This is a genomic window from Candidatus Blochmanniella camponoti (genome assembly GCF_023585825.1).
GTDB lineage: Bacteria > Pseudomonadota > Gammaproteobacteria > Enterobacterales > Enterobacteriaceae > Blochmanniella > Blochmanniella camponoti.
This window is the reverse complement of sequence record NZ_CP097751.1, coordinates 583,523-606,620: the sequence shown is the minus strand read 5'-3', so window position 1 is coordinate 606,620 and position 23,098 is coordinate 583,523. Positions and strand designations below refer to the sequence as shown.

Here is a 23,098-nt window from a genome sequence, read left to right as displayed (position 1 = left end):
AAATCAATAGATCCATAATCAAGAGTATGAATATATCTACCGACTTCAACAATAAAATATTTTTTAATTAATTGTAAATTTAGATGATATTTTATTTTTTAATGTACGTATCATTCGAAATATTTCATTTTTATTTATTTTCTGTATTGTAATACGTATATGATTAAATGTGTTTAGTAACTTTGTGACATCCTGTATATGTACTCCGGATCCATTAGCAATACGTTTCTTTCTAGATCCAGTAATTATTTTTGGATTCATACGTTCTTTCACAGTCATAGAGTTAATTATGGCTTCCATACGTATGAACGTATTGTCATGAGTATATGATTGAATACTATCTAAGCTCACTCCTAGATTAAGAGGTAATTTACTTATTATTTTATTAATTCCTCCCATACTACGTATTTGTTTTATATAACCTAAAAAATCATATAAATTAAAATCTACACTGTTTTTGTTAATATATTTTTTTTCTTTAACCCATTTTTCTTGGTTATCAATATCTTCGATTAATGAAAGTATATCACCCATTCCAAGTATGCGTCCAGCTATTCTGTATGAATTGAAAGGCTCTAATGCATCAATTTTTTCTCCTGTTCCTATGAATTTTATGGGTTTTCCAGTAAGATATTTAATAGATAAAGCCACTCCTCCACGTGAATCCCCATCCAACTTAGTTAAAATAATGCCGGTTAATGGCAAAGTTTTATTGAACACATTTATACTATTAATAGCTACTTGTCCAATCATAGAATCTACAATGAATAAAGTTTCTATTGGATTAACAAAGCTATGCATTTCAGCTAGTTCTGAAAGCAAATAATCATCTGTATCTAAGCAACCAGCAGTATCTATTAACAAAACATCATAAGATAATGATCTTGATACAATGGAAGCTGCTTTCAGTATATCAATTGGTTTATTCTGAACATTACAATCTTCAAAAAAAATTATATCTTCAGATTTTATCAATGATTTTAATTGTTGCACGCCTGCCGGTCTATACACGTCAGTTGATGCCACTAATATTTTTTTATTTTTTTTTATTTTTAAAAATTTCGCAAGTTTTCCGGTAGTAGTAGTTTTCCCAGAACCTTGCGCACCTACTATTAATATTATCGATGGTATTTGAGTATTTAAATTTAAATCATGTGATCCTTCTCCCATAATTTTTACTAAAGAGGCATGCATAATTTTAATAAATTCTTGACCTGGAGTTAAATGTTTGTTTATATCGTTTCCTATTATACCTTCTTTAACTGTATTAACAAAACCGTGTACCACGGATAATGCTACATCTCCTTCTAGTAAGGCAATCTTAACCATATTTAAAGTTTCTTTAATATTGTTTTCTGTTAAACGCCCAGAACTAACAATATTACGTATTGATTGTGATATTTTATTGGATAAGTTTTTAAACATCTCTATGGCTCAAAATCAAAGAAAACACACGAACAAATTTATTATATATTCATACTGAATCAAAATAAACACAATCTTTAATATTCCTGATTTTTCATTGCAATGAAAAAAATTGTTTTTACAATTAATTAAATTTTTTATTATTTAATAATTTCAAATAACACACAACACAATACACCCGAGAGGATTCGAACCTCCGATCGCTCGGTTCGTAGCCGAGTGCTCTGTCCAATTGAGCTACGGGTGCATCATCACTACTAACAGTGAGGGAGGGATTTGAACCCTCGACACAGTGTTAAGAACCATATACTCCCTTAGCAGGGGAGTGCCTTCAGCCACTCGGCCACCTCACTGAATATTCTATCCATTCCATTTATTGGATATTTTGTTCTTTCTTATGATCAAAAACTCTCTGTTACATTACGTTGTTTTTATGTAATTTACAACTAAATTTTTTATCATAAAATCACTATGTTTAGAAATTTATTTTAAAAAACAATAAATTTAGCACAAATTCTGTTGTGATTTTTCAGCTTTGATACGTTGATAAATTTCTTCTCGGTGTATAGATATCTCCTTGGGAGCATTTACACCAATACGGACTTGGTTCCCTTTAATACCTAATACAGTTACTGTAACCTCATCTCCAATGACGAGAGTTTCACCAACTCGTCGAGTCAGAATAAGCATTCTTTACTCCTTGAAAAATTCAAATAACCGGACTTCTTAATTTTTACTATTTTTAAAATTTCTGAGCAACATGAAATAAACATCTGCATGTGATATTTATACTTTTTGTAAAATGTTAGCGCACCACTTTAAGAACGCATTAATAACTTTTTATTTTAAAACAACTTTTAATATAATTGTGCAATTATTTACAATATATTATGTAATAAGGAATTTACTTCAATAGATATTTTGGATGTAGTTGCCATATTGTTAATACCGGCTTGAGCAAAATCAGGTCTACCTCCACCTTTTCCACCAAGAATATTGATGATACACTGAACTAAAGATAAAGCATTTATACGATTACGTTTTATTAAATCTTTAGTTACAGCTGCTACTAAATTAATTTTGTTGTTTGTATTAAGATTAATAAGAACAATCACTCCTGATTTTAACTGATGTTTAATACAATCTGTCATATTAAATAATGTTTTTGGCGTCATATTGACAACCTGCTTAATTAAGACTCGTACATCTTTAATATAATAAATATCCTTAATGAACGATAAACTTTGTTGTATAATTTGTTGATTTCTTAAAGAATCTATTTCTTTTTCCAATTTTTGATAACGACATTTAAATTCATGTATTTTACTTAATATATTTTTATCATCACTTTGAGTCGATTGAAAGATATTTTTAAGTAACATTTTATATTGATGTATTACAGATAATGCTACGTTATTAGTTACTGCTTCAACACGTCTAATACCAGCAGCAATACTACATTCTTTGGTAATTACAAATACACCAATTTCTCCAGTATGTTCAGCATGAGTTCCTCCGCATAACTCAGTAGAAAAATTTCCTATTTTTAGAACACGAACTTTTTTATCATATTGTTTATTTATCAATATTACAGCTCCACTATTTCTAGCTACTTCCATTGGCATAACATCAACTGTAATTGGAGCATTCTTCCAAATTTGTTCATTTACAATATTTTCTACTGTACTCATTTGTGTTGTCGTCATCGTTGCATGATGATAAAAATCAAACCGTAAGTATCGATCGTTTACCAAGGATCCCTTTTGCGTCACGTGAGATCCGAGCACTTGAGACAACGCAGCATGTAGTAAATGCGTAGCAGAGTGATTTAAAGAAATGCATTTCCTTTTATGTTGATCTACTTGAGCTACTATTTCCTCCCCAACACTAATAGTCCCGCTATTAACTATTCCTAAATGACCTATTGTTTGGCCATATTTTTTCGTATTGGTAACCTGAAAAAATCCGGATATAGTATTTAATTGACCACAATCTCCAATTTGGCCCCCAGATTCTCCATAAAAAGGGGTATTATCCAGAATCACTATTCCTTCTTCTTTTGTATGAATTTTATTTATTGATTTATTGTGTTGGAACAATGCTATTACTCGAGATTTACAAATCAGTTTATCATATCCAACAAATATGCTTGATACATTACAAAGTGATAACTTTTCATTACTTATATCAAATTTATTTAATGCTTTCGTATATTTTTTTTGTGTCAACATAGCTTGATCAAATCCTAATTGATCTACGTGTATGCCACGTTTTAAACAGACGTCTTGAGTTAATTCAAATGGAAATCCATAAGTATCATATAAGTTAAATGCTATTTCACCATTTAGATAATTTCCTTTTAATCGTATTAATTGTTTTTCTAATAATTCTAAACCTCTTTTTAAGGTATCTTGAAATAATTTTTCTTCACTAAGTAAAATTTCTTCTATAAAATCTTTCTTGTCATGTAAAGTATCGGCTATATGCTGCATATATTTAATAAGAGGAGAAACTAATTTGTAAAAAAAAATATCATTTACACCTAATCTTTTTCCATGAAGAATAGCTCTACGAATAATACGGCGTAGTACATAACCACGTCCTTCATTAGCAGGGAGGACTCCATCTTGGATTAAAAATGAACATGTACGAATGTGATCAGCGATCACATACACAGATCTATTTATATAGATATCATTAATTTTCATGATTCGAGAGATAGAAGATATTAATTTCTTAAATACATCGATAGAAAAATTACTATTTACTCCCTGCAATATTGAAGTAATACGCTCTAAACCCATTCCAGTATCTACTGACAACATAGGGAGCGATAAAAGATGACCACTTTCTTGACGATCAAATTGTATAAATACTAAATTCCAAATTTCAACATATCTTTCCCCAAATTCTTCTAAACTGCCAGGAGGTCCTCCTTGTAATCGATCACCGCGATCATAAAATATTTCTGAACAAGGTCCACAAGGCCCGATATTTCCCATTTGCCAAAAATTATCAGAATCACAAAAATTATTTGTATTGCTACCAATTCTAATAATATGTTCATTAGGGATATCTATTTGCTTTGACCAAATATCATAAGATTCACCATCGCAATTATGCACTGTTACCCATAATTTATTTTTAGATAAATTGAACCAATTAACGTCAGTTAATAACTCCCAAGCAAACTGAATAGCCTCATGTTTAAAATAATCTCCAAAACTAAAATTACCTAACATCTCAAAAAATGTTAAATGCCGCTCAGTATATCCAACATTATTTAAATCATTATGTTTACCTCCAGCACGTACACAACGTTGCGCGGTAGCAACACGCTTAAATAATGGCTTATCAATTCCTAAAAATATGTTTTTAAACTGATTCATACCGGAGTTAGTAAATAATAATGTTTGATCACTATTAGGAATCAAAGTACTACTTGAAATAATTTCATGTCCTTTTTTTTTAAAAAAATTAAGAAATTCTTGACGAATATCATCAATATTTTTGTACATATAGATTCCATCATGGAATAAAATTCCATATATATATAACTTGTATAACTATGGATTATAAACAATTTTCGAAAAGATAGAAATCAAAATCATAGAATATTATGTATATTTAAAGTATATAGAAATTTATTTTTTACATAAACATCACTAATTATTACTAATAATATAATAATTTACTATTTTACAAATAAATTTCAAAAATACAAAGTTTAAAATGTTTATAAATAATTTTTTATATTCATCTATCTTAATGATAAGTATTTAAGTAAGGTATCAAACTATTTCTATAGATAATTTTTAAAAATGGATGTAATTTTTTGGTTGATAATATACGTTTGTGTTTATTAAACATTGTTTCTAACAGCATCGCATTAGTATATGTATAGATATGTATTCCAATGCTATTTTGAAATAAATCAGAAGTATCAAAGTACATTGACACTTTTAATACAATATTCCTCAAATGTCATTATCATTTTAAACATATTTTTTACAACAACATGAATAAAATATAATGTAATTTTTCACAGTTACCATAACTTTATTGCCGCGTTCAAATTGCGATAAATTTTATTGTTTTGATTAATATAGTAATTGCATAAAAATATTATTATATATGCTCGATAATATGTTTTATAAAATTAAATAAAGATGATCTTTATTGCATGATTAACGTATATCAATAGATATACATCTGATGTATATACCTGAAAAACAAAATATAAAATTTGTACATATATTTTTACGTTAATAACTGACCAAAATTATTTAAACTAAAATATTTCACATAATCATTAAATCAATTCAATCATAAAAAAGTAATATTTATGTACAAATATAATATTTTCGTATATTCGAAATAAAATATTAATTTGTAATCAATTTAAATTACCTATTTTGGAGATAAAATAAAGGATCTACAGATTTTCCTTTATATCTGATTTCAAAATGTAATTTTACTTCATTAGTCCCGCTGTTACCCATGGTTGCAATCTTGTCGCCCATCTTAACTGTTTGCTGTTCATTAACCAATATCATATCGTTGTGCGCATAAGCGCTAAGATAGTTATTATCATGTTTGAGGATAATCAGGTTACCGTATCCTTTCAATGTATTCCCAATATATACTACTTTTCCGTTAGCGGTAGCCAAGATAGGCTGACCTAAAGCTCCGGATATATCAATTCCTTTATTACCTCTTTCAGAATCAGAAAAAGTATTAATAATTACACCATTTGTTGGCCAGTACCAGTCCTTGACTGTTACTAAGTCTGACGCTGTTGAACTAGAAACCATGTTATAAGACATGTCCATATTAGGATAAGTATTGTTATACGTCCTAGAATAAAACAATTGTTTTTTAACAAAAAATAATATTTTTTTAAAAGCATTATTACCGCTATCAAAAGGAATAAAAATTTCTCTTAAGAATTTTTTAAAATACAGCCACATTGTATTACGATGTACTATTAAAACTTGATCTACTTTTAATACATTTACATCTTTAATATTATTTATTTTTGCTAAATTTAAACAATCATTTCCCGTAATCCAAGCAATATAAAATAAAGTATCGCCTGATTTTACTGTATATGTAGATTCGTGATAAGAACTGTAATTTGTATGATTGTATTTATGAACGTTAGCAACAGCAGGTATTTTCTGTGGATACCGTATATTTGTCTTTTTATCTTGAGACATATAGATAGTAACATCAGAATTAAGGGATTGTGACGCGCATTTACTATGGTATCTATGGATATTATCACTAGAACATCCCTCTAGAAATACAAGAACTACTATTATATAAATTATCGATCTGCTATTTACTAGCATAATAGATGCGCTACACTCCTCTGCTCCCTGCTTATTTTCTATTGATAATTTATTTGTTTCAGAATCATACAATATACAAATAACACATATGCATTCGTCACTGATATTAAATACATTTTATATAATCAAATAAATAACTCATAAATTTAATATACATTCCAACATTGCGTATTAATAACCAGTATATAATATTTACTTAATGCATACAACAATAGAATTATTTTTAGGAATTTTTGAGAATCATTCTTATATGTTTTTAACATCTACACATTTTTTGTTTTATAGAAAAAATCACTAATATATAGTTATATATAAAAATATATAAGTATTTTATAAAATTTGAATAATTTCGTATTTTTTATAAATCATAAATGTATATATTTAATATACATGTCAAATATAAATGCGCATACAATAATGCGCATCCTATCTTTATATACGTCTGATGATACTGGTTGTAGTAATTTACTAATAGATATCAGAATATCACATATATTTTGTGTATCAATTTAGCTAGAATGAGTCACATATCATAATAACCGTAACAATAATTAAAATAATTCTTAGATAAATCTATCAATACGATAGATTTATCTAAGAATTATGAAATAAAAATATATGTATTTTTATTATTTTAATAAATATTTAACGTGTTAATAACACGACTGCTATACACGCAATACCTTCAGATCGGCCGATATATCCCAGTGTATCAGTCGTAGTGGCTTTTATATTAATACTAGTTACTGAACAATTTAAGTCTTGAGATAAATGATGTTTCATCTGATAAATATATGTGTTTATCCTTGGGACTTGTAGGATTACAGTAATATCTATATTTTCTAATAAAAATCTTTGCATGGTAATTTTTTCCCAGGCAATTCGTAACAATTTTCGACTATCTATATTATTATATTTAGCATCAGTATCCGGAAACATCGACCCAATATCACCATAACAAGCAGCTCCTAATAAAGCATCAATTAGTGAATGCATCATCACATCGCCATCAGAATGCGCTTTAATTCCTTTCATACAGGGGATATTCACCCCCCCAATGATAAGCGGTCTACATCCTCCAAATTGATGCACATCAAACCCATAACCAATACGTAACATACTTACAATCCTTGTTAATTTTTTTTATATAATTTAGATAAATAAAAGTTAGCTAATTTTAAATCATTTTGATGAGTAACTTTTATATTATCAGAACGACCGTGTATCACAATGGATTTATACCCACAATATTCTACAGCCGATGCTTCATCAGTAACAATCACTCTATTTTTCAAAGCTTTTTTAAGACAATATTTTAAAAGATCATAATTAAATAACTGTGGAGTTAAAGCATGCCATAAATTCTCACGATCTACAGTATATCTTATAAAATTAGTCCCACAGTAAGTCCGTTTAATAGTATTACAAATTGGTATTGCTAAAATTCCACCTACTTGAGAAAATTTTGTGATCTCAAAAAGCCGTAATAAATCTTCATGATGTAAACAAGGACGCACCGCGTCATGCACAATAACCCAAACTGATTTTTTTACATGCTGCAATCCAGCCATAACTGAATCAGCTCGCGTGTGTCCTCCAACAACTACACTAACTCTAGGATCGTAAGAGATAGATAATTGACGAAACCAACGATCACGCGCATTAATTACTACGATGCAATGACGAATGCATGATTGACATAACAGAGCGTTCATGGAATGTTCAATCAAAGTTTTGTCACCTATGGTGCAGTATTGTTTCGGCAATAAACTTTTCATGCGTTTTCCAGTGCCTGCTGCTGGAAGGATAGCAGTAATATATGGAATTTTTTTTTTCAACATATTTAGTATAAACACCCACGTATATCAAAATAATCAAACCATCGTTGACCTTTTTATTTAATTAATGTTGCTATCACAATGTTATTAGATAAAAAGTTTCACCGAGTTTAATCATACCAAGGTCATACCTTGATCGCTCCTCAATTGCTTCATATCCATGAAGTAAATCATAAATTTCATACAATAATTGATTATTACGAACCTTCAGTTGATCAATATTATTAATATTTTTATATAATGTAATTGTATTATGAATATTTATTAAATCACAAATACCATTTTTTCCTAACCAAAGTGAATATTGCAACCAAATCAACAATGCTAACAATATACAATTTAACTTGTTCATTTTTTCGCCAATTCATTATATTTTATATTAATAAATCGATTATATTCACCATATAGTCAACTCGCTGTTACTGATAACGAATAAATATCTATTAAATAGGTAATTATGGTCATTAAATATATAATTGTAGTTATTGATATAAACTTATAATGCATGTTAGAACAATTGATTTAAAAATCATCATAAATTATTATAATTTTATTATAAAAGAGTATTTCTTTTTTAAAAGATTTATTTTAATTATAAAATATAAAACTGTTTCTATTAAAAAATAGTCTTTATTAAAAACAGCATCTAATCATCATAGATGATATAATTAATCATACAAATTATTAATTATATAAATTTATATTACTTATCTATTAGATAGATAAGTCTATTTTAAACAAATACTCAATACATGATGATCGCAATATTTGATTGATTAACTCTACGATCGATTTTTGACCATCTAAATATATATCTGGTTTTTTTGGTTGTTCGTAAGGAGAGCTGATACCGGTAAAATTTTCTATTTCACCTGATCTAGCTCTTTTATACAAACCTTTTGAATCGCGTTGTTCACACACATGAAAGGGTGTATCAACAAATATTTCAATAAAATGATTGATAGGAAACATATTACGTACCATTTGACGATCACGATGATAAGGAGAAATAAAAGTAGCTAACACCACTACACCAGCATCAACCATCAATCGCGCTGTTTCTCCTACTCGACGTATATTTTCATGTCGATCATGATCACTAAATCCTAAATCCTGACACAATCCATGTCGGACATTATCTCCATCTAACATATATGTGCTGATATTTCTATGATGTAGTTTTGTTTCTAAAACATTAGCTAAAATTGACTTACCAGATCCTGATAGCCCTGTAAACCATAATAATATAGCCCGATGTTTATGTAGAAGCTCACGATCTTGTTGTGTTATATAACAAGTGTTCCAAAAAATATTTTTGTTAGATATACGATTGATATTTTTATGAATCATAATATAATTGTCATCATAATAAGTCTGGGATATTCCAATGAGGAAAATGAAAACGAATAAATTCATGTAATGCCAATTCAAATTCACTATAATTTTTATTATTCTTAGATTTATGACGCGCGATAGGAGTACGAACCATTCCAGCTCCTACAGTTTCATTGGTTAATAAATCAATAAATATCATACTACCAGTTGTTGGGTAATGAGGATATGGATCTAGTATCAGTGGCTCATCGAATAACAACCTTACTAGTCCAATTCCATTGAGTGAAATTATGTTTGTCTTTTTAGATTCCAAAGTATTAACATCTATTTGGTATTCTATATTTTTTACTTGTGCTCTTATAACTTTAGTAGCAATCTTGACATTAAAATATTGATTTTTTTTTAATGCTTCTTTTTTCATCCATACCACATCTACCAACGCGTTCTGAACCGGTGTAATAGTGGCATGAGAATCAATTATTATATCTCCGCGACTAACGTCAAGATCATCTTCTAAAGTTATAGCGATTGCCTCTCTAACCCCAGCATGTGTTTGATCCGCATTAAATTTAATAATACGTTTAATAGCAGAAGTAGTATTTGAAGGAAAAATATTAATACGTTGTCCAACATACATACTACCAGAAGCAATAGTGCCAACATAACCTCTGAAATCTAAATTATGACGAATTACATACTGTACTGGAAAACGTAATTCTTGCTGCTCAAAATGTAAGGAATCATTAATCTGAATATCTTCTAACATTTCCAACAATGTGGGTCCGTTGTACCACTGCATATTTGTTGATAATGTCGTAACATTATCTCCGTCTACAGCGGATATTGGAATAAATGTTGTATGTATCTCAGTCGATAAATGTTTCTTAGTAAATTCTAAATATTCTTTGCTAATTTTTTGAAATATTTTTTGATTATAATTTATTAAATCCATTTTATTAATTGCCACTATAATATACTGAATACCCAGAAGTACAGTGATAAACCAATGCCTTTTAGTTTGACTCTGTATTCCTTTGCGCGCATCAACTAATAAAATAGCCAATTCGCTAGTAGAAGCACCGGTAACCATATTTTTTGTATATTCTATATGCCCTGGAGTATCAGCAATGATAAATTTACGTTTTTTAGTAAAAAAATAACGATAAGCAACATCTATAGTAATGCCTTGGGCACGTTCCGATTGTAATCCATCTACCAGCAATGCTAGGTCTAATTTATTTTTTTGAGTACCAATTTTTTTACTATCCGTATAAAGAATAGATAACTGATCATCATAAATTTGATAAGAATCATGTAACAATCGTCCTATCAAGGTACTTTTACCATCGTCTACACTACCACATGTAAGAAAGCGCAACAACATTTTATGTTGTTGCGCATATAGATAATTTTCAATTCCTCCATGATTGATAATTTCCTGCTCTATGGTGCTAATCATAATGATCCTTTAGAAATAACCTTGACGTTTTTTGCTTTCCATAGATCCGGATTGATCAAAATCAATGATTCGACCTTGACGTTCACTTTTCTTAGATATTAACATTTCCTCAATTATTGCAGGTAATGTCTCTGCTTGAGATTCAATCGCTCCGGTTAATGGCCAACATCCCAACGTACGAAATCGTACCATACGTGTTTCTACAGATTCTTCAAATGTAAGATTGATTCGATCGTCGTCTACCATAATCAAATTACCATTTCTACAAATCACAGGTCGATTTTTAGCTAAGTATAATGATACTATATCAATTTTTTCAAAAAAAATATACTGCCAAATATCTAACTCTGTCCAATTGGATAAAGGAAATACACGAATACTTTCTCCTTTATTAATTTTTCCATTATAATTATTCCATAATTCCGGACGTTGTTTTCTAGGATTCCAACAATGAAATTTATCTCGAAACGAATAAATCCGTTCTTTAGACCTAACTTTTTCTTCATCACGGCGAGCGCCTCCGAAAGCTGCATCGAAGCTATATTGATGTAATGCTTGTTTCAATCCTTCTGTTTTCATAATATCTGTATGTTTAGCGCTACCATGAATAAATGGGTTGATTCCCATAGATATTCCTTCTGGATTTTTATGCACTAATAACTCTAAATCATAAGATTTAGCGGTATTGTCTCGAAATACATACATTTCATGAAATTTCCAACCAGTATCTATATGTAATAAGGGGAAAGGTAATGCGCTAGGATAAAATGCTTTTCGAGCTAAATGTAACATTACTGAAGAATCTTTACCAATAGAATATAGCATGACTGGTTTTTGAAACTCAGCAACTACTTCACGAATAATATAGATACTTTCTGACTCTAATCTATGAAAATAAGTAATATGCTTTCTATTGTGGATCATACATTGTCCTTTTAACTTATATCAAATTAATAATTGAATTAATAGGATAGTAATTCAATGCTTTTTGACCAAACCAATTGATTTTACTATGCAATGACACGACATCGCCAATAACTAACAAAGCGGGATAATCAGCCATGTGTGCCAATTTTTCTAATTCAATTAAGGTCCCAATTAAAATTTTTTGATCTTGATATGTCCCTCGGCTAATTACGGCTACGGGAGTTTGCATATTTCGCCCATGAATGATTAGATTATTCTTAATACTTATAGCATTAATCTTACCCATGTAAATTACTAATGTCTGTTGATTGTTTGATAAACTGTTCCAGTTAAATTGATTATCGCCATTTGTATTATGATGCCCTGTAATAAAAACAACGCTATGAGCATATTTTCTATGAGTTAAAGGAATACCAGAATAAGCCGCAACACCGATTCCTGCTGTAATACCAGGAACTACTTGAAAAGCAATACCTGCCTCTGCTATTGCTTGTAATTCCTCTCCGCCCCGCCCAAAAATAAATGGATCTCCTCCTTTCAGTCTAACGACTTTATTTCCTTTCTGTGCTAATTGTACTATAAATTGATTGAGTTTTTTTTGAGAAATTAAATGATTTCCAACACGTTTTCCAACACAAATTTTATCGGCATCGCGCCGGGCTAAATCTAAAATATCTGAATTTACTAAGTAATCATACAGTATGATATCTGCTTGTTGTATTACTTGCAATCCTTTGATAGTTAACAATCCTATATCTCCGGGCCCCGCCCCTACTAACGTGACATGACCTTTTTTATTATTCTTATTTTTTATAGAATGGTTAAGCGTATAGTTAAAAACTTTATTAGCTTCTTTAGGGCGACCTTGTTCCATTAAGGTAGCAACGTGCCCATTATAAAATATTTTCTCCCAAAACTGACGCCTGAGTACTGTATCTACAATATGCTGTTTTACTTGATCACGCCATGCTCCCGCCAATTTTGCTACAAATCCCAGAGACTTTGGTAATAACAATTCAAGTTTTTCACGTAAAATACGTACTAAAATAGGTGCTTTTCCGCAAGAAGAAATTCCTATTAAAACGGGATTACGATCGACAATAGCAGGGAAAATAAATGAACATTTATTCTTGTCATCCACAGTATTTATTAATATATTGTGTTTTTCAGCATTTTGGTATATTAAAGTATTTAATTTAGGATCATTGGTTGCTACAATCACTAAAATTACTTTATTTAACATAATAGGTTGAAAATTTTTACTAATCCAACTGATATTTTGTGTAATTAAAACTTTTTTTAATTCTGTACAAAGGGCGGGAGCTACTATCGTAATAGTAGCTCCCGCCCTTTGTAGCATTTGTATTTTTCGTGCAGCAACAATACCTCCCCCAACTACTAACACTGGCCTATTTTTGAGATCAATAAATATCGGTAAATATTCCACGGTATTACGTTAATACTTAAGCAATAATAAATAATAATATAATTATGCAATCACAAAATTATAATTATGAATAACAGTTCATATTTTTCAGGTTTTTAAATTGTATTCTCTACAATTAGAAACATATATACTAAAATATTCTAATAATGACTAAAATATGAGAACACACACTATCAAACAGGATACTATTGACAACTACCCATAGTATCCTGGAGGTAATTATTATATAGTAATACAAATAAAGTATAATCACACAAATATTTCATATAAATAATAAATTCACTCAATAATATGTAAACCACATTCACGTTGTAGTCCAAAAAAACGTGTATCTTCTTCTTTCATACCAGGTTCCCATTTTCTGCTAGTATGTACATCTCCTATTGATACATAACCTTGTTGCCACAATGGATGATATTCCAAAGAATGTTTTTCAATGTATCTATGAATCTGAAGAGAATTCCAATCAACGATAGGTAGGAATTTGAAAATTCCATTTTGAATGGTTATTATTGGCAATTTTTTACGACTATCTGACTGATTTCTCCTTAAGCCTGCAAACCATGTTTCCACTTTCAGCGTCCTTAGAGCACGACGCATAGGTTCAACTTTGTTAATAGCATTGTATTGTTGGATTCCTTTTACGCCTTGTGTCCATAATTTACCATATCGTGCTTCTTGCCATGCTGCAGATTGATTCGGAGAAAATACATGTAAATTTAATTGCATTTTTTCTGTCAATCGATCGATAAATCGATATGTTTCTGGAAATAAATAACCAGTATCAATTAAAATAATCGGAATATTAGGATAATAATGAGTGGTTAAATGTAAACTGACTGATGATTGAATACCAAAACTCGAAGACAATATTGCTTGTTTAGGTAAATATTCTATAGCCCATGTGAACCTATCTACCGTATTTAAAGATTCTAAATATCGATTTATTTTAACTAAAATCAATTTTTGTTCATTAACATCTAGTGCATTGAGTTCTGTAAAAGTCCAGCAATGATTAATAACATTTAATAGTTTATTCATAAAAATCTTTTTCAGAATTTATAACAGCATTAACTATCCCAGATCTTACTACATAATCTCCATAAGATTCTTGATTATTTCTCTCTTGTGCCCAACGACTAATAGTCATATCAAGAATATTTAAAATATCATTTTCCGTGATATTTTCTTTGTACAATCGAGGAATACGCGTACCGATATTATTGCCTCCTAAATAAAGATTATAACGCCCAATTGATCTTCCTGTTAATCCAATTTCTGATAACATCGAGCGAGCACAACTGTTAGGACAACCTGTTACTCGTAAAATAATAGCATCTTTTTCTAATCTATATTTTGACATGATATTTTCTATCTTAGTAACAAATTTTGGTAAAAATCGTTCTGCTTCTGCCATCGCTAATGGACAAGTAGGAAACGCTACACATGCCATAGATGCTTTTCGTTGCGGCGTAATATCATCATTGATTACACCATATTTTCTTAATGTACTTTCAACCATTAATTTATTGTCCTTAGATACTCCAGAAATAATTAAATTTTGATTTGCAGTCAATCTAAAAGAACCTGAATGTATTTGCGCAACTTCTGCAATTCCACGTTTTAACAGCTTACGGGGATCATTATTTGATATTCTTCCGTTTTCTATAAATAAAGTAAGATGCCAATAATCATCAATACCCTGTACCCATCCAAATCGATCTCCTCTATCCGTGAATACATAAGGATGAATTGGATGAAATTTTACTCCAGAACGACGTTCAACTTCTGATTTAAATGTTGTCACTCCAACTCGAGTCAAAGTATACTTTGTTTTAGCATGTCTACGATCAGATCTATTTCCCCAATCTCTTTGTATTGTAACTACTGTTTCTGCAATTTTTAAAACATCTTGTGTAGAAATATATCCAAATGCGCTAGCTGTACGAGGATATGTGGTAATATCTCCGTAAGTCATTGCTAATCCTCCACCTACTAATACATTAAAACCAATTATTTGATCAGTGTTCTCGCTTCTGATAGCAATAAAACTAAGATCGTTAGCATGAACATCTACATCATTTATAGGCGGTATCGCAATTGCTATTTTAAATTTACGAGGTAAATAAGTAGCGCTTAAAATTGGCTCAGAATCTGTAGATTCTGTTTTTTTTGAATCTAACCAAATTTCTGCATATGCATTAGATTTCGGCAGTAAATATGAAGAAATACTTTTCGCCAATTCCCATACCTGATAATGTAATGTTGATTCCATGGGATTAGCTGTGCATATTACATTACGATTTACATCTCCAGCAGTAGCTATAGAATCTAATCCCAATTTATTCAATAAACGATGCACATTTTTCAAGTTAGGTTTTAATAAACCATGTAGTTGAAAGGTTTGTCGAGTAGTAAGACGTATCGTGCCATATAAAGTATATTTTTCTGAAAAATCATCGATAGCCAACCATTGGGCCGGCATAATCACGCCGCCCGGTAAACGACAGCGCAACATCATATTGATTAGTGGTTCTAATTTTTGATTTGCTCGTTCTACACGTACATCGCGATCATCCTGTTGATACATGCCATGGAATCTGATTAATTGAGCATCTTCTGTACTAAATCCACCGGTTAAGTTATTGTCTAAATTTTGAGCAATAGTGCCTCTTAGAAAGTTGCTTTCCTGTTTAATTCGCTCATTATCGGATAATAACGGTATATTTTTATCATTGTTATGATTATATTTGCTGTTCATTAGTAAATATCTCTCTGATAACGATGTTGTATCCGCATGTTATGCCAAAATTCATTCGCTTCATCTAAACCCATACTCCCATGTTTAGATGCTAACATAACTAAAGCCTTATTTACATCTTGAGCCATATGTTTAGCATCGCCACATACATAAATATGAGCTCCTTCTTGAATCCATGACCAAAGCTCTACGCTGTTCTTTAATAATTTGTTTTGTACATAAATCTTATCATTTTGATCTCTGGACCAAGCTGTATCAATTTTGGTTAATAAACCATCTCTGAAATAACGTTGCCATTCAATTTGATAAAGAAAATCATCTATGAATCTTAAATTCCCAAAAAATAACCAGTTTTTTCCTGATGCACTATCTGCAGCTCTTTGTTGCATAAAAGCACGAAACGGAGCAATACCTGTTCCGGCTCCAATCATAATTACTGGAACATTAGAATTTTTTGGTAGTCTAAAATTATTATTAGGCTCAATAAAAATACGTATTTTTTCATTTTCTTTTATGCGATCTACTAAATAACCACTAGCACCACCTGTTCTAAAGCGTTCATTTGTCTTATAACGTACTACGCTTACAGTAATATGTATTTCATCTCCTACCTCTGATTGAGCGGAAGAAATGGAATAAAATCGGGGTTTCATAGGGCGTAATATTTGCAATAACTCTTGCGGAGTTATTGCAATTGATACACGATGCATCATTTCAATAATAGGCGTAGTTAAAATAAATTTATTTAATTTTTCTGAATTACCGAATAAATCCAACAACATTTTATTTTGAGTAATAGTAGCTATATTTTTTACAACAACAGAAGTATTATGAGTTAATTCATAATGTTTCTGTAATGCTTCACTAAGAAACATTGGCTCTTCTTTAACTCGTACTTGTTCAGTTCCTTTCAATCTTAATAATTCTAATAACTCATTAATAAGATTAGGATCATTTTCATACCACACTCCTAACGCATCTCCTGGTTGATAATGTAAACCAGAATCAGCAATATTTATCTCTAAATGATGCACATCTTTAAGTGAATCACGACTAGTAATTTTGTATCGGTTTGATAAACAAGCAATTAATGGATATTCTTTGTTATATACAATGTGATTTACTTGCTCAAGACTGCAACTTTCATTATTTTGATTAAATATGGAAGTAGATATTCTTTTATTTTTTAATAAAAGAACTATTTTTTTTCTCCACACATTAGCTTCTTCTTTAAAATCGATATCAACATCGACTCGATCGCATAATCGATGCGCTCCAAGCTCCTCTAATCGCTGATCAAAATCTTTCCCAGCTTTAGCAAAATGTTCATATGAACGATCTCCAAAACTAAATACCGCAAAATGAGTATTTGGCATTTTAACTGCTTTATTGGAAAATAAATACCTGTATAACGCAATTGCTTCTTCTGGAGGTTCTCCCTCTCCATAGGTGGAAGTAATAATAATTAATAATGTTTCTTTAGAAATTTTCTTAAATCTGTAATCTCCAGCATTGAACAACATGACATCCATATTAATTGCATGAATATCATCGCGTAATTTCTCAGCTAATTGACGTGCATTTCCAGTTTGAGAAGCAGATATTAAAGTAATTGTTTTATTAAGACAAACACCTTCGATTTTAGTGTTTTTAGAAATATCAGTTATTTTATTAGTTTCTGCAACACTTGCCAATCCCCATAGGTATCCGGATATCCAAATCAGTTGAGAACTGGACAAAGTAACTAAAAATGATCGAATATAATCTAACTGCTCCGAAGTTAACGGTGTTATTTCGTTATGTGCTGTGTTTTTTATCATTAAATTAAACTACTTAATTTGTTGCATAAATAAAAAATCTTACAAATTGGTAAGGATGTGTATCTTTTTAAAATATTGACATACCCATGTAATCCAATTTATCTGGATATTAAACAATATGGATTACTAACGTATATAAATAAACTTAATTTGAAAATTTATTAGATCTCATTAAAAAATACTTTTTGAGAATTATTTCTTGTTATTTGAAAACAACATAAACTGCAATAAAACATAAAACGCACATACTTCAACAGGTATGTTATTATAGTAGCAATATAAAATATATGCGGTAGAATCAATTATTCAATTTTTTGAAATTAATAAGAAACAGTTTACAACACAATATAAAAAGACACATTAAGAATTAACTATATTACTAGTATATATATTTATATATACTATTGTTTAGCTCACAGCAATAATTACATATATATTTTTTATATCAAAAAAAACGCAAATTAATTACTTATTAATTAATGCTCTATTATCATATAGAGCATACAAACTGCCTCATCTTTTAATTTTTCTATAAAAAATATTCTTTTATCTAATTTTGTATATATTTATATATACTGAATTACGGCATCAACTATGACATAAGTTTACTGTTGAATCTATAAAACACTCCCTTTTTTCCTAACATTTCTTCTATACGAATTAGTTGATTGTATTTAGCTACTCGTTCAGAACAACGCACAGGTCCAGTTTTTATTTGACCCGCAGAGGTACCCACGGCGATGTCAGCAATGCTTGTATCTTCAGTTTCTCCGGAACGATGTGAAATAATTGTACCGTAACCTGCATTTTTAGCCATTCTAATCGTTTCTAGTGTTTCAGTTAAAGACCCTATCTGATTGCATTTAATTAAAATAGAATTTGCAATATTTCGATTAATACCTATTTGTAACAGATTTATGTTAGTTACAAACAAGTCATCTCCTATTAGTTGAATTTTATTACCAAGAACTTTGGTTTGGTAAGAAAATCCATCCCAATCATATTCACTTTGTCCATCTTCAATAGAAACTATCGAGTATTTTTGTGCTAATGATGACAAATAATAAGTAAATTCCTCAGAAGTAAAAAACTTTTTTTCACTTTTTATGTTATACCTATTGGTAGATGTATCAAACAATTCAGATGCAGCACAATCTATTGCTAGGACAACATCTTCTTTTAAAATATAATCGGACTGTTCTATAGATTCTTTTATTAATTCTAATGCAGTGGCATGAGAATTAAGATTAGGAGCATATCCACCTTCGTCGCCTAATTGCGTGGATATTCCTTTATTATTTAAGATTACTCTTAAATTATGTGATATTTCAGATCCCATCTGAATTGCTTCTTTGATGGTTTTTGCCCCAATCGGGATAATCATAAATTCCTGAATATCTAAATTATTATCAGCATGCTTACCGCCATTAATAATATTCATCATAGGGAGTGGTATAACAAATGTATTTGTTGGTGCATCATACAAATCAGAAATATGTTGATATAATGGAACATTTTTAAATGCCGAAGCTGCTTTTGCAACTGCTAAAGAAACACTCAAGATAGCGTTAGCACCAAATTTTGACTTATTACTGGTTCCATCCAAATCAATCATAATCGTATCAATAACACGTTGTTGCGTTACATCCATTCCTATTAATGCTTTGCGAATGGGTCCATTTACAGCGCTGACCGCTTTTGTTACTCCTTTTCCAAAAAACCGATTATTATTATTATCTCTTAACTCTAAAGCTTCTTGAGAACCAACAGATGCTCCAGACGGAACAGATGCGAATCTAGAACCACCTTTAATATATACTTCAGTCTCTACTGTTGGATTACCACGAGAATCAATGACCTCGCGTCCAACAATATTTAAAATCTTAGGCATTTTTATTTCCTTTGTGAATTAATCTTGATTTTCATACGAACCAAAAAATAATATCATAAACATTCTCACTCGTATGTACTAAATTAATTTATTATGACGATGTTGGTATTCTATTGCGGCTTTTATAAAACCTATAAATAAAGGATGACCTTCACGAGGTGTAGAATTAAATTCGGGGTGGAACTGACTACCTATAAACCATGGATGATTTGGATATTCAATTACTTCTACTAAATTATTTTTTTCAGAAAAGCCAACACAACTTAATCCAGCACGTGTTATATGTTTTAACAACATATTGTTTACTTCATAACGATGTCGATGACGTTCTAATATAGTGCTTTTGCCATATATTTGATGCGTTAAACTTCCCTTAATTAAATAACACGCTTGATTACCTAAGCGCATAGTACCACCCAAATTAGCATTATTATTGTGTGTTATAAAAATACCATTCTCATCTTTACACTCAGTTATTAAAGCTATTACTGGACATTTACAATTAGTTACAAATTCTGTAGAATTGGCTTCTGGCATTCCAGCAACATGGCGAGCGAATTCGATCAATGCTACTTGCATGCCCAAGCAAATTCCAAAATACGGTATATTGTTTTCTCGAGCATATTGTGCGGATAAAATTTTTCCTTCCACTCCGCGATAACCAAATCCTCCAGGTACTAAAATAGCATCTAAATCCTTCAGTGTTTTTTCTATACCCAATTTTTCCACATCTTGGGAGTTAATAAGACGAATATTAACAATAAAACGGTTTTTTATTCCAGCATGCTTTAATGCTTCTGTCACTGATTTGTAAGCATCTATCAATTCAATATATTTACCTACCATACCAACAGTCACTTCTCCTATCGGATGTTCTTGATAATAAATTACTTCCTCCCAATCTGATAGATTTGCCTCAGGACAATTTAAATTAAAACGTTTGCAAATATAATTATCTAATCCTTGATCTTTAAGTAAAGCAGGTATTTTATAAATTGAATCTACATCTTGCAGAGCAATTATCGCTTGCTTAGGTACATTGCAAAACAAAGAAATTTTTTTTCGTTCACTATTACTGATTACTCGATCAGATCTACAAATTAAAATGTCAGGTTGAATACCAATAGAAAGCAATTCTTTTACTGAATGTTGTGTTGGCTTAGTTTTTAGTTCTCCAGATACTGCGATAAAAGGCACTAATGTCAGATGTATGTATAAAGTTTGTTCTCTATTTACTTCCATTACCATTTGCCTAATAGCTTCTAAAAAGGGTAATGATTCAATATCACCCACTGTGCCACCTATTTCTACTAACAACACATCGTGACCAGAAGCACCTGCTATAAGCCATTTCTTTATAGTGTCAGTAACATGAGGAATAATCTGTATCGTAGCGCCTAAATAATCTCCACGACGCTCTTTCCGCAAAACATCAGCATAAATTTTACCAGCAGTAAAGTTATTATGATGTCTCATTTTAGTACGAATGAAACGTTCATAATGCCCTAAATCTAAATCGGTCTCTGCTCCATCTTCAGTAATAAACACTTCTCCATGTTGTACGGGGCTAATTGTACCAGGGTCCATATTGATATAAGGATCTAACTTTATTATAGTTACACTGAGACCACGAGCCTCTAAAACTGCAGCCAAAGATGCTGTAGCAATGCCCTTACCCAAAGATGATACCACGCCACCAGTTACAAAAATATAATTCACTCTCACATATCAACCCAAATTATACATTTAATTTTTTCACGGTTTCAAATTTTTCTATGATCATAGCGGATTATTAGTTAAATAAGTAATTATTATATGCTTATCTTTATCTTTAGAATAAAATTCTTATTATTCCCAGATGTTCTGCAAATCTTGATAATTAATAAATGATTTATTCGATTGCAAATAAAACGTCTAAAAATTACATAATTTGGCTATAAAAAATAAATAACAGTACCATCATTGAGTATCATGACATTACACAATCTTTTGCAACAAAACGCAATATTCACTCACTATATAGAGTAGTCGCAGTAACAACTTTCAATACTTGAAGTGTATACTATACAAAACACGATGTATATATGATATAAACTTTAACATAATAATATTTGATGAACATAATTATAGTAAAATATAAGATGTTTGATTATTTGGTATAAATATTTGTTGTACACAACAAATATTTATACACTGAAAGAAGAACCACAACTACAAGTATTCTTGGCATTTGGATTGATTACAACAAATCGAGATCCTTCTAATCCTTCGTAATAATCTATAATACCTCCAAATAAATATTGCAGGCTCATAGGGTCTATTACTAAAGTGGCACCGTTATTTTTTATAATACAATCATCGCTAGAAATTTTATCATCTAAGATAAAACCATATTGAAACCCACTGCAACCTCCTCCTACAATATATACGCGCAATTTTAAATGTAAATTACTATTAATTATTTCATTTTCAGTAAAAAACTTTACTTTGCTGGCCGCAAAATCAGTCAATTGTATAGGAAATTTTGCATCATTATTCATAATTATTAACCTTTTATATTGAATATAAAACATTATAATTCGTTTTATAATAATTAATTAATCAATTTATAATTTGAGCATATTTAACTTTATAAAAAAATTAATCCATTAAAAAAATTTATATAATTATCAAATATATGTTATATACAGTGACATTATTTACAATTTATAAACATATACTATATAAATAAATTTTATTTTATTAGGAAATATTTAAATATAATGCTATCAATTAACGATATTAAAATAGAATGAAAGTGACGTAAAGTATCATTGGATATTATTGTATAAATCGTACTTC

Annotated in this window: 17 protein-coding genes and 2 tRNA genes; all 19 read right to left on the bottom strand. The window is 30.1% G+C overall.

Annotation, left to right across the window (positions count from 1 at the left end):
• Positions 1-63: 63 nt before the first annotated feature.
• Positions 64-1,425: a signal recognition particle protein gene (ffh, locus tag M9394_RS02475; protein WP_250249893.1), complete on the bottom strand. Its 1,362-nt coding sequence runs from the start codon at positions 1,423-1,425 to the stop codon at positions 64-66.
• Positions 1,426-1,598: 173 nt separating this feature from the next.
• Positions 1,599-1,672 (bottom strand) — tRNA-Arg (locus M9394_RS02470).
• A gap of 14 nt (positions 1,673-1,686) precedes the next feature.
• Positions 1,687-1,778, bottom strand: a tRNA-Ser gene (locus tag M9394_RS02465).
• Between the two features lie 151 nt (positions 1,779-1,929).
• Entirely contained in the window at positions 1,930-2,115 is a 186-nt protein-coding gene (gene csrA, locus M9394_RS02460) for a carbon storage regulator CsrA (RefSeq protein ID WP_250226696.1), read from the bottom strand.
• Positions 2,116-2,303: 188 nt separating this feature from the next.
• Positions 2,304-4,943 carry an alanine--tRNA ligase gene (gene alaS / locus M9394_RS02455; RefSeq protein WP_250249891.1) on the bottom strand — a complete coding sequence of 880 codons (2,640 nt, stop codon included), beginning with the start codon at positions 4,941-4,943 and terminating at the stop codon, positions 2,304-2,306.
• 888 nt (positions 4,944-5,831) lie between these two features.
• On the bottom strand, positions 5,832-6,779 hold the full coding sequence (locus M9394_RS02450; protein WP_250247576.1) for a peptidoglycan DD-metalloendopeptidase family protein: 948 nt from the start codon (positions 6,777-6,779) through the stop codon (positions 5,832-5,834).
• Between the two features lie 645 nt (positions 6,780-7,424).
• Positions 7,425-7,898 carry a 2-C-methyl-D-erythritol 2,4-cyclodiphosphate synthase gene (gene ispF / locus M9394_RS02445; protein WP_250249889.1) on the bottom strand — a complete coding sequence of 158 codons (474 nt, stop codon included), beginning with the start codon at positions 7,896-7,898 and terminating at the stop codon, positions 7,425-7,427.
• A gap of 14 nt (positions 7,899-7,912) precedes the next feature.
• Entirely contained in the window at positions 7,913-8,620 is a 708-nt protein-coding gene (ispD, locus tag M9394_RS02440) for a 2-C-methyl-D-erythritol 4-phosphate cytidylyltransferase (protein ID WP_250246947.1), read from the bottom strand.
• Between the two features lie 73 nt (positions 8,621-8,693).
• Positions 8,694-8,969, bottom strand: a complete 276-nt coding sequence (locus tag M9394_RS02435; RefSeq protein WP_250246948.1) for a septum formation initiator family protein — start codon at positions 8,967-8,969, stop codon at positions 8,694-8,696.
• 362 nt (positions 8,970-9,331) lie between these two features.
• The gene (gene cysC / locus M9394_RS02430; RefSeq protein ID WP_250249887.1) at positions 9,332-9,967 is read right to left on the bottom strand and encodes an adenylyl-sulfate kinase; all 636 of its coding nucleotides are present in this window, start codon (positions 9,965-9,967) and stop codon (positions 9,332-9,334) included.
• A gap of 13 nt (positions 9,968-9,980) precedes the next feature.
• On the bottom strand, positions 9,981-11,411 hold the full coding sequence (gene cysN, locus M9394_RS02425; protein ID WP_250249885.1) for a sulfate adenylyltransferase subunit CysN: 1,431 nt from the start codon (positions 11,409-11,411) through the stop codon (positions 9,981-9,983).
• Between the two features lie 9 nt (positions 11,412-11,420).
• Entirely contained in the window at positions 11,421-12,335 is a 915-nt protein-coding gene (cysD, locus tag M9394_RS02420; protein WP_250246951.1) for a sulfate adenylyltransferase subunit CysD, read from the bottom strand.
• Positions 12,336-12,351: 16 nt separating this feature from the next.
• Positions 12,352-13,785, bottom strand: a complete 1,434-nt coding sequence (gene cysG / locus M9394_RS02415) for a siroheme synthase CysG (protein WP_250249883.1) — start codon at positions 13,783-13,785, stop codon at positions 12,352-12,354.
• 279 nt (positions 13,786-14,064) lie between these two features.
• Positions 14,065-14,826 (bottom strand): phosphoadenylyl-sulfate reductase, encoded by a 762-nt coding sequence (locus tag M9394_RS02410; RefSeq protein ID WP_250249882.1) that lies wholly within the window; start codon positions 14,824-14,826, stop codon positions 14,065-14,067.
• Entirely contained in the window at positions 14,819-16,546 is a 1,728-nt protein-coding gene (gene cysI, locus M9394_RS02405; RefSeq protein ID WP_250249881.1) for an assimilatory sulfite reductase (NADPH) hemoprotein subunit, read from the bottom strand. The genes M9394_RS02410 and cysI overlap by 8 nt, the downstream gene beginning before the upstream one ends.
• Positions 16,546-18,366 carry an NADPH-dependent assimilatory sulfite reductase flavoprotein subunit gene (cysJ, locus tag M9394_RS02400; protein WP_250249879.1) on the bottom strand — a complete coding sequence of 607 codons (1,821 nt, stop codon included), beginning with the start codon at positions 18,364-18,366 and terminating at the stop codon, positions 16,546-16,548. Before cysJ ends, cysI begins: the two co-directional genes overlap by 1 nt.
• A gap of 592 nt (positions 18,367-18,958) precedes the next feature.
• On the bottom strand, positions 18,959-20,257 hold the full coding sequence (eno, locus tag M9394_RS02395) for a phosphopyruvate hydratase (protein ID WP_250249878.1): 1,299 nt from the start codon (positions 20,255-20,257) through the stop codon (positions 18,959-18,961).
• 78 nt (positions 20,258-20,335) lie between these two features.
• The gene (locus M9394_RS02390) at positions 20,336-21,982 is read right to left on the bottom strand and encodes a CTP synthase (protein WP_250246957.1); all 1,647 of its coding nucleotides are present in this window, start codon (positions 21,980-21,982) and stop codon (positions 20,336-20,338) included.
• A gap of 461 nt (positions 21,983-22,443) precedes the next feature.
• Positions 22,444-22,797, bottom strand: coding sequence for an iron-sulfur cluster insertion protein ErpA (gene erpA, locus M9394_RS02385; RefSeq protein ID WP_250246958.1), 354 nt, complete (start codon positions 22,795-22,797; stop codon positions 22,444-22,446).
• Between the last annotated feature and the right edge of the window lie 301 nt (positions 22,798-23,098).